Annotated in this window: 8 protein-coding genes; 7 read left to right on the top strand and 1 reads right to left on the bottom strand. The window is 74.1% G+C overall.

What is annotated here, in order from left to right:
• The 7 genes from A6Q79_RS06815 to A6Q79_RS06785 form a co-directional block, all read left to right on the top strand.
• Window positions 1-486, top strand: a 486-nt coding sequence (locus A6Q79_RS06815; protein ID WP_317697288.1) for a hypothetical protein, incomplete at its 5' end; no start/stop codon positions are given.
• Window positions 483-1013 carry a hypothetical protein gene (locus tag A6Q79_RS06810; protein ID WP_317697285.1) on the top strand — a complete coding sequence of 177 codons (531 nt, stop codon included), beginning with the start codon at window positions 483-485 and terminating at the stop codon, window positions 1011-1013. The genes A6Q79_RS06815 and A6Q79_RS06810, both read left to right, overlap by 4 nt.
• The gene (locus A6Q79_RS06805; RefSeq protein ID WP_317697282.1) at window positions 952-1176 is read left to right on the top strand and encodes a hypothetical protein; all 225 of its coding nucleotides are present in this window, start codon (window positions 952-954) and stop codon (window positions 1174-1176) included. Before A6Q79_RS06810 ends, A6Q79_RS06805 begins: the two co-directional genes overlap by 62 nt.
• Entirely contained in the window at window positions 1173-3230 is a 2058-nt protein-coding gene (locus A6Q79_RS06800; protein WP_317697280.1) for an acyltransferase family protein, read from the top strand. Before A6Q79_RS06805 ends, A6Q79_RS06800 begins: the two co-directional genes overlap by 4 nt.
• A 10-nt stretch (window positions 3231-3240) precedes the next feature.
• On the top strand, window positions 3241-3804 hold the full coding sequence (locus tag A6Q79_RS06795; RefSeq protein ID WP_067856517.1) for an alpha/beta hydrolase: 564 nt from the start codon (window positions 3241-3243) through the stop codon (window positions 3802-3804).
• A complete protein-coding gene (locus A6Q79_RS06790; protein ID WP_067856520.1) occupies window positions 3801-5021 on the top strand; it encodes an MFS transporter in 1221 nt (406 codons plus the stop codon). The genes A6Q79_RS06795 and A6Q79_RS06790 overlap by 4 nt, the downstream gene beginning before the upstream one ends.
• A 135-nt stretch (window positions 5022-5156) precedes the next feature.
• Window positions 5157-6680: an aspartate ammonia-lyase gene (locus tag A6Q79_RS06785; protein ID WP_083516324.1), complete on the top strand. Its 1524-nt coding sequence runs from the start codon at window positions 5157-5159 to the stop codon at window positions 6678-6680.
• Here the strand turns inward: A6Q79_RS06785 and A6Q79_RS06780 are convergent.
• The gene (locus A6Q79_RS06780) at window positions 6611-7309 is read right to left on the bottom strand and encodes a hypothetical protein (RefSeq protein ID WP_067856522.1); all 699 of its coding nucleotides are present in this window, start codon (window positions 7307-7309) and stop codon (window positions 6611-6613) included. The genes A6Q79_RS06785 and A6Q79_RS06780 overlap by 70 nt on opposite strands.
• Window positions 7310-7317: the final 8 nt, after the last annotated feature.

Raw genomic sequence — 7317 nt, 5'->3', positions numbered from 1 at the left:
GACCAGGACCTCCCGGCCGTCCTGGTCGGGCTCACAGGTCCCGTGACCGCCGTCGTCGCCACCCCGCGCACGGCATCGCTCCAGGCCGTGGCTGCGCTGGTGGGACTGTGCCGCGCTGCTCTGACGATCGACCTGCACGCGGGCCTGCCCGCCGGGCCGGTGCGCTGGAACGGCGTCGAGGACGTCGTCGACCTCGCTGCGCTGCGAGCGCGCAACCGCGCCGGGCGTCCCGTCGTGCCGGTCGCTCGCACGGTGGGCCGCCGAGGCGCGGCACCGGTGACCTTCGTGGGCCACCGCGGCGTCGCCCCGGCCACGCTCCAGCGGGCGGCCCACGTGGTGTCCGGCGACCCGACGGCCTGGGCCGACCTTGTGACGCACCACGTGACGCTCGACGACGCCGTCCGCGCGATCCGTGCCATGGTCGACGGCGACCGACACGTCGACGGTCGACCGGTCCTGAAGCTCGCAATGAGGATCTCGCGGTGAGCGCGGGCGTCGTGGCCGTGGCCCAGTGGCGGGTCGCCCCCGACCACCGGGAGGCCGTGGTCGGCGTGCTCGCGGCGGGGACCCGGCACGTGCAGCTCGACGTCGGCGGGCCCGGTCGCGGTCCGATCCTCGACGACGCGGTGCTCGCCGAGCTGTGCCGTCTGGGCGTCGTCGTCGACGCCCTCGCGGTCAACCGCGCGAACGACCTCGGTCTGCACCGCGACGGGCGTCCGACGCCGGAGTGCCTCGACCTGTTGCTCGCCACGGTCGGGCTCGCCCGCCGCCACGGGGTCTCTGCGGTCCACGTGCCCAGCTTCCGGGCGAGCGCGATCGTCGACGCGCCGTCGCGCGACGCGACGGCCCGGCAACCTGCTCGACGCCGGCCGCGACCCGTTCGCCTTCGTCGACACCTGCCGCGCGCACGGCGTGCTGGCGCCCTCGGTCCACGTGAAGGTACCGACGGACGTGCGAGCCGACGAGGTCGCGGCCCGCACCCGCACGATCCTCGCGCAGGTCGGCGACGGTGACGTCCTGCTCGAGAACGACTATCGCGGTCGCCCCGACCTGCTGGCCGCCGACGTCGCCGCCGCCTACGACCGCGCCGCCGCCCGCCGGCACTCTCTCGCCGGAGCGACCCTCGACCCGCCGACCCTCCGGCGCACCCGCCCGACCCAAGGAGCGTCACGATGACCGCCACCGCCCTGCTCGACGCCCGAGCCGCCCAGGAGCGTCCGCGCCCAGGAGTCCGCCTGGACTCGCTCACCGGACTGCGCTTCCCCGCGGCGCTCGCCGTGTTGCTGTTCCACAGCGCGCTGCCCGAGCTGCCGTTGTTCGCCGACCGCGGGGTCCAGGAGGGCTACTACCACTGGCTCTCCCAGGCGGGCGGCCTCGGCGTCACGTTCTTCTTCCTGCTCAGCGGCTTCGTCCTGACGTGGTCGGCGAGCGCCGGTGACCGTCCCGCGTCGTTCTACCGCCGACGGTTCGTCAAGATCCTGCCGCTGTACTACGTCACCGCGCTGCTCGCCGTGCTGGTGATGCACGCGGGGTCGGTGCCGTGGCGCGACCTGGCGTCCTACCTGACCATGACGCAGGTCTGGCCGCCCGACTACCCGCTCAACTTCTCCGTGCTGGCGCCGGGCTGGTCGCTCGCGACGGAGGCCTTCTTCTACCTCACCTTCCCCCTCCTCGTCGGCCTGGTGGTCGGCCGGGGGACCCGACGGGCCGCCACCGTGCTCGCCGTGTCGGTGCTGGCCGTCGTGGCCGTGCCGCTCGTGGCGACCCTCCTGCCGGAGGGGAGCCAGCGGCTCTCGAACGAGCCCGACGTCTCGGGCCTGCAGTACTGGTTCGCCTACGTGCTGCCGCTGACCCGACTCCCCGACTTCGGCGTGGGCATGGCGCTCGCGGTGCTGGTGCGTGGCGACGCGCTCCCGCGGCTGTCCCTGCGCTGGTCCTTCGCCGCCCTGGCCGGGGCCTACGTGCTCGCGCTGTCCGCGCCCGTCCTGCTCGCGCAGCGCGCCGTGCTGGTCGTGCCCTGCGCGCTGATCATCGCCGCGGCCGCCCAGCGCGACCTGGCCGGTCGACCCTCGGTGTGGCGTGCCAGGCCGCTGCGCTGGCTCGGTGAGGTCTCCTTCGCGTTCTACCTGCTGCACTTCATCGTCCTCGACGCGCTGGACGTGCACGTGCTGCACGGACCCACCGACTCCGTCGCGGCAGCGGTCGCGTACCTGCTGGGTGCGGTCGCGCTCACGGTCCTCGGCGCCGGAGCGCTGTACCACTGGGTCGAGATGCCCCTGGTCCGCGCCTACGGCGGCCGGACCGTGCGCGGCCTGCGTCCTCGCCGCAGCATCGAGTCGCCGGCCGTGCGGGCGTCGGGCGAGCCGATCGGACCGACGTCCGTCCGCAGCGTCCTGCTCCCGGGACCGCGGGAGGTGGCGCTCGTGCAGCGCCCCGCCCCGGTGCCGGGGCAGGGCGACCTCCTGGTGCGGGTGCGCCTGCTGGGCCTGTGCGGCACCGACCTGGGCTTCTACGACGGCAGCAGCTCCTACCTGCACGACGGGCTCGCCTCGTATCCCTTCGTACCCGGCCACGAGTGGACCGGCGAGGTCGTCGCCGTCGGCGCGGACGTGGACGACGCCTGGGTCGGACGCCGCGTCGCCGGGCACAACATCAGGGCCTGCGGGCGCTGCGAGCACTGCGCGGCGCGACGGATCACGCACTCGACCGTGGTGGCCGTGCCCGACGCGCTCTCGGACACCTCGGCGGCGCTGCTGGAGCCGGCGTCCGCCGCCGTCCACGCGATGCACCGCGTCGACGTCCGCGCGGTCGACCGGGTGGCTGTCGTCGGCGCGGGGACCCTGGGTCTCGTGGCCGCCCAGGCCGCCCGCGCACGAGGCGCCGACGTGCTCGTCGTCGAGCCGCGCAAGGAGGTGTCGGCCATCGGGCTGGCCGCGTCCGGCGGTCGGGTGGCGCAGCTCGGCACCCCGCACCACGCCGTCGACGGCGTCCCGGTCGCCGACCTCGTCGTCCGTGACCTGAGCGTCGTCGGCGTCCTGTCCGGCGTCGGGCACTGGGAGGAGCTCGTCGACCTGGTGGTCGCCGGGCACGTCGACCTCGACGCGATGGTCGACCGGGTGGTACCGCTGGAGGACGTGCGGTCCGCCTACGAACGCCTGGCCGACCCCCTGCGGGTGAGGCCCAAGGTGCTGCTCGACTTCATGGCCCACCCCACCACCGACCTGTCCTGAGGAGGACCTCATGAAGATCTACGTCGTCCACGGCTACTCCGCCGCCCCGCACGACCACTGGTTCCCCTGGCTCGCCGAGAAGCTGCGCGCCGAGGGCCACGTCGTGGAGGTCGTGCCCATGCCCGACTCCACGAACCCGTCGCGCGACGCGTGGGAGCGCACCCTCGACGAGCGCGTCGGCGACGTCGACGAGGAGACGCTGCTCGTGACCCACAGCCTCGGCACGGTCACCGTGCTGCGCTGGCTCGCCGCGCGCCCCGCGCCCTGGCGCCTGCGGGGCCTCGTCGCCGTCTCGGGGTTCCAGGGGCCGATCGCCGCGGTCCCCGAGCTCGACGACTACCTCGCCGAGCCGCTCGACCCGGCGGACGTCGCGCGGGTCTGCGAGGCGGTCGACGCGCGCGTCGGCATCTACTCCGACGACGACTCGATCGTCCCTCCCGAGGCGTCGAAGGCGCTGGCCGCACAGCTCGGCGCGCGCACCCGCGAGGTCCCGGGCGGCGGTCACTTCCTCGCCGACGAGGGCTTCACGGAGCTGGCCGAGGTCCTGGAGGCCGTCGAGGACCTCACGCGGTGACCGCGCTGCGGCTCGGCCTGCTCGGCGTGGCGACGTTCGTCTACGTCACCTTCGAGCTGCTCCCCGTGGGCCTGATCGGCGACATCGCGGAGGACCTCGACGTCTCCCAAGGGCGGGTCGGGCTGCTCGTCAGCGGGTACGCGGTCGTGGCGGGGCTGTGCACCATCCCGGGCGTCCGCCTGGTGGCGAGGTGGCCCCGGGCCCGGGCGGTCCAGGGCGCCCTGGCCGTGCTGCTCGTCGCCGCCGTCGTGGCGACCGTCGCGACCAGCTACGCGGCGATGGTGCTGAGTCGGGTGCTCGCGGCGCTGACCCACGGCATCCTCTGGTCGCTCGTGGCCCCGGCCGCGGCGTCGCTCGTGCCGCGCGAGCGTGCGGGCATGGCGACGGCCGCGGTGTTCGGTGGCGCGACGGCGGCCTCGGTCGTCGGCTCGCCCCTGGCCACGTTCGTGGGGGAGGCCACGGACTGGCGCGTGGCGGCCGGCGGTCTCGCCGCGCTCGTGGCACTCACGCTCGTGGGCCTCGTCCTGACGCTGCCGGCCGAGCCGTCGACACCGGCCCCTTCGGTGGCCGCCGACCCGCTCGACCAGGCGGGGAGCGAGCGCGGGCTGGGCCGTCTGCTCGGTCCGGCCGCCGGACCGTTGGTGGTGCTCTACGCCCTCGCCGTCGTGGTCGTGTCGGCCCACTTCACGTCGTTCACGTACGTCGCGCCGATCGCGCGCCGGGCCCTGGACGGCGTCGACGTGCCCCTGCTGCTCGCCGGGTTCGGCGTGGCCGGAGCGGCGGCGACGCTGGTCGTCGGCCGGGTGCTCGACGTCCGTCCGGTGGGCACCACCGTGACCGCGGTTGCGGCCATGCTCGTGGGGACCGCGGGCCTGGCCGCCGCCCTCGGCCTCGGCGCCGGCTCCTCCGTGCTGGTGGGTCTGGTGCTCTTCGCGGCCGTGGCGGTGTGGGGAGCTGCCTTCGCCGCCATCGGCCCCTGCTACCAGGCCGGCGTCATGCGCCTCGCCGGTGACCGGGTCGACACCGCGTCGGCGGTCTACGTGACCTGCTTCCAGGTGGGGATCGCCACCGGGTCGGGACTCGGTGCGCTGCTCGTCGGGATCGACGTCGAGGTGCTGCCCGTCGTGTCGGCGTCGGCGTGCGCCGTCGCCCTCGCCCTGACCCTCCTGCGGCGCGACGTCTACGCCCCGAGGACGACCGTCGGGACGCGCGCCTGACCGTGCCGCACCGGCCCGTCGTGATGTGGTGAGATGGATGTGACCACGGTCACGCGCCCGGTGATCTCGCGCGCCGACCACCCACAGGAACGCCGACGGGCCACACCCTGGGCCCGCGCGTGACGGAAGGAAGCCATGACCCTCTCGACCGGCCCCGACGGCGCCGCCCCGACCACCGCGACGCGACGCGAGCACGACCTGATCGGCGACCGCGACGTCCCGGCCGACGCGTACTGGGGTGTCCACACGCTGCGCGCGACCGAGAACTTCCCGATCACGGGCATCCCGATCGGGCAGAGCCCCTTCCTGGTGGAGGCGCTCGCCGCGGTCAAGCAGGCGGCGGCGACCACGAACCACGAGCTCGGGCTGCTCGACACGCAGCGCTTCCGCGCCATCGAGCAGGCCTGCGAGGAGATCCGGGCCGGCTCCCTGCGCGGCGAGTTCGTCGTCGACGTGATGCAGGGCGGGGCGGGCACGTCGACGAACATGAACGCGAACGAGGTGATCGCCAACCGGGCGCTGGAGATCCTGGGCCGCCCGCGCGGCGACTACGGCTTCCTGCACCCGAACGAGCACGTCAACCTCAGCCAGTCGACCAACGACGTCTACCCGACGGCGGTGAAGATCGCGATCATCCTGGCCACCCACGCGCTGCTCGACGCGATGGTGGTGCTGCAGGACTCCTTCGTCCGCAAGGCCGAGGAGTTCCGCGACGTCCTCAAGATGGGTCGTACGCAGCTGCAGGACGCCGTCCCGATGACGCTCGGGCAGGAGTTCGGTACGTACGCCGTCATGCTGGGGGAGGACCACAGCAGGCTCACCGAGGCCGTCGCGATGCTGCACGAGATCAACCTCGGCGCGACCGCCATCGGCACGCAGCTGAACGCGCCGGCCGGCTACGTGCCCGCCGCGGCGCAGCACCTCGCCCGGCTCACGGGACTGCCGCTGGTCAGCGCGGTCGACCTCATCGAGGCCACGCAGGACTGCGGCGCGTTCGTGCAGCTCTCCGGCACGCTCAAGCGGGTCGCGACGAAGACCAGCAAGATCTGCAACGACCTGCGCCTGCTGTCGTCGGGCCCCCGCGCGGGCCTGAACGAGATCAACCTGCCCGCGGTGCAGGCAGGGTCGAGCATCATGCCCGGCAAGGTCAACCCGGTCATCCCGGAGGTGGTCAACCAGGTCGCGTTCCAGGTGATCGGGATGGACGTCACCGTCACGATGGCCGCCGAGGGCGGTCAGCTGCAGCTCAACGCCTTCGAGCCCGTCATCTGCTACTCGCTGTCCGCCGGCCTCTACCGGCTGCGCGAGGCGATGCTCGTGCTCGCGCGCCGCTGCGTCGACGGCATCACCGCCAACGAGGCGCTGCTGCGCCAGGAGGTCGAGAACTCCATCGGCCTGGTCACCGCCCTCAACCCGTTCATCGGCTACACGGCGGCGACCGAGGTCGCGATGGAGGCCCTGGCGACCGGACGCGGGGTGGCCGAGCTCGTGCTCGAGAAGCAGCTGCTGCCGCCGGAGCAGCTGCGCGCGATCCTGCAGCCCGAGGTGCTCGCGAACCTGACGCCCCGACGTGGCCCCGAGGCCGACGTTCAGGCGAACAGCGTCGTGGCGGGGTCGTCCAGCAGCTCGACCGCCAGCACGTGGTCGTCGGCCACGTAGTCGATCGAGATCCGCACCCCGCGGTCGTGCGGGGTGACGGAGGCCTGCACGTCGCCCAGGCCGTAGGCGATGTCGCGCAGGGTCACGGTGGCCTCGCCGACCGGGTCGTGCTCGGGCCACTCGGCGATCAGCCGGTGCACGACGCCGGCGAGCACGGCGCTGCTCATGGCCCGCACGACGTCGTCGGACCCGACGGCCCGCACCCGCACGTCGGGGAGGCCGAACTGGGCGAGTCCGTCGGTCACGAGGTCGCCGTCGAGCAGGGCCGCGTGGTCGAGCACGTACCACTGGGCGGCGTGCGCGAGCGAGACGTCCTCGCTCGTCAGCTCCAGGACGCGGGGCGTGAGCAGCTCGACGACGACCCCGTCGTGGCGGGCTGCCAGCTCGAGCGCCTGCACGCGGGTGTCGCGCGCAGCGGCGGCCGCCTCCGCCACAGGCGCCTGGCTCTGCAGCACCAGCTGGTGGGGCCGGGCCTCCAGTCGCTCCAGGCCCTGCGGCGACGTGCCGTGCGCGCGCAGCAGCGCGGCGTGGGGCAGGGGCACGTGGTCCTCGTGCTCGAGCGGCTCGGCCGTCATGACGGCGTACAGCGACTCGCACGTGGCGGGGACCGGGACGGGTCGGGTGCTCATGTGGGCCC

It is taken from the genome of Aeromicrobium sp. REDSEA-S32_B7, from assembly GCF_001626145.1.
Classification (GTDB): Bacteria; Actinomycetota; Actinomycetes; order Propionibacteriales; family Nocardioidaceae; genus Aeromicrobium; species Aeromicrobium erythreum.
This window is presented reverse-complemented; position numbering and strand designations above follow the sequence as displayed.

Excerpts from the sequence above, each read along its gene's own strand:
- A6Q79_RS06800 (WP_317697280.1), top strand. The coding sequence starts at position 1,173 with ATGACCGCCACCGCCCTGCTCGACGCCCGAGCCGCCCAGGAGCGTCCG.
- A6Q79_RS06795 (WP_067856517.1), top strand. The coding sequence starts at position 3,241 with ATGAAGATCTACGTCGTCCACGGCTACTCCGCCGCCCCGCACGACCAC.
- A6Q79_RS06785 (WP_083516324.1), top strand. The coding sequence starts at position 5,157 with ATGACCCTCTCGACCGGCCCCGACGGCGCCGCCCCGACCACCGCGACG.
- A6Q79_RS06780 (WP_067856522.1), bottom strand. The coding sequence starts at position 7,309 with ATGAGCACCCGACCCGTCCCGGTCCCCGCCACGTGCGAGTCGCTGTAC.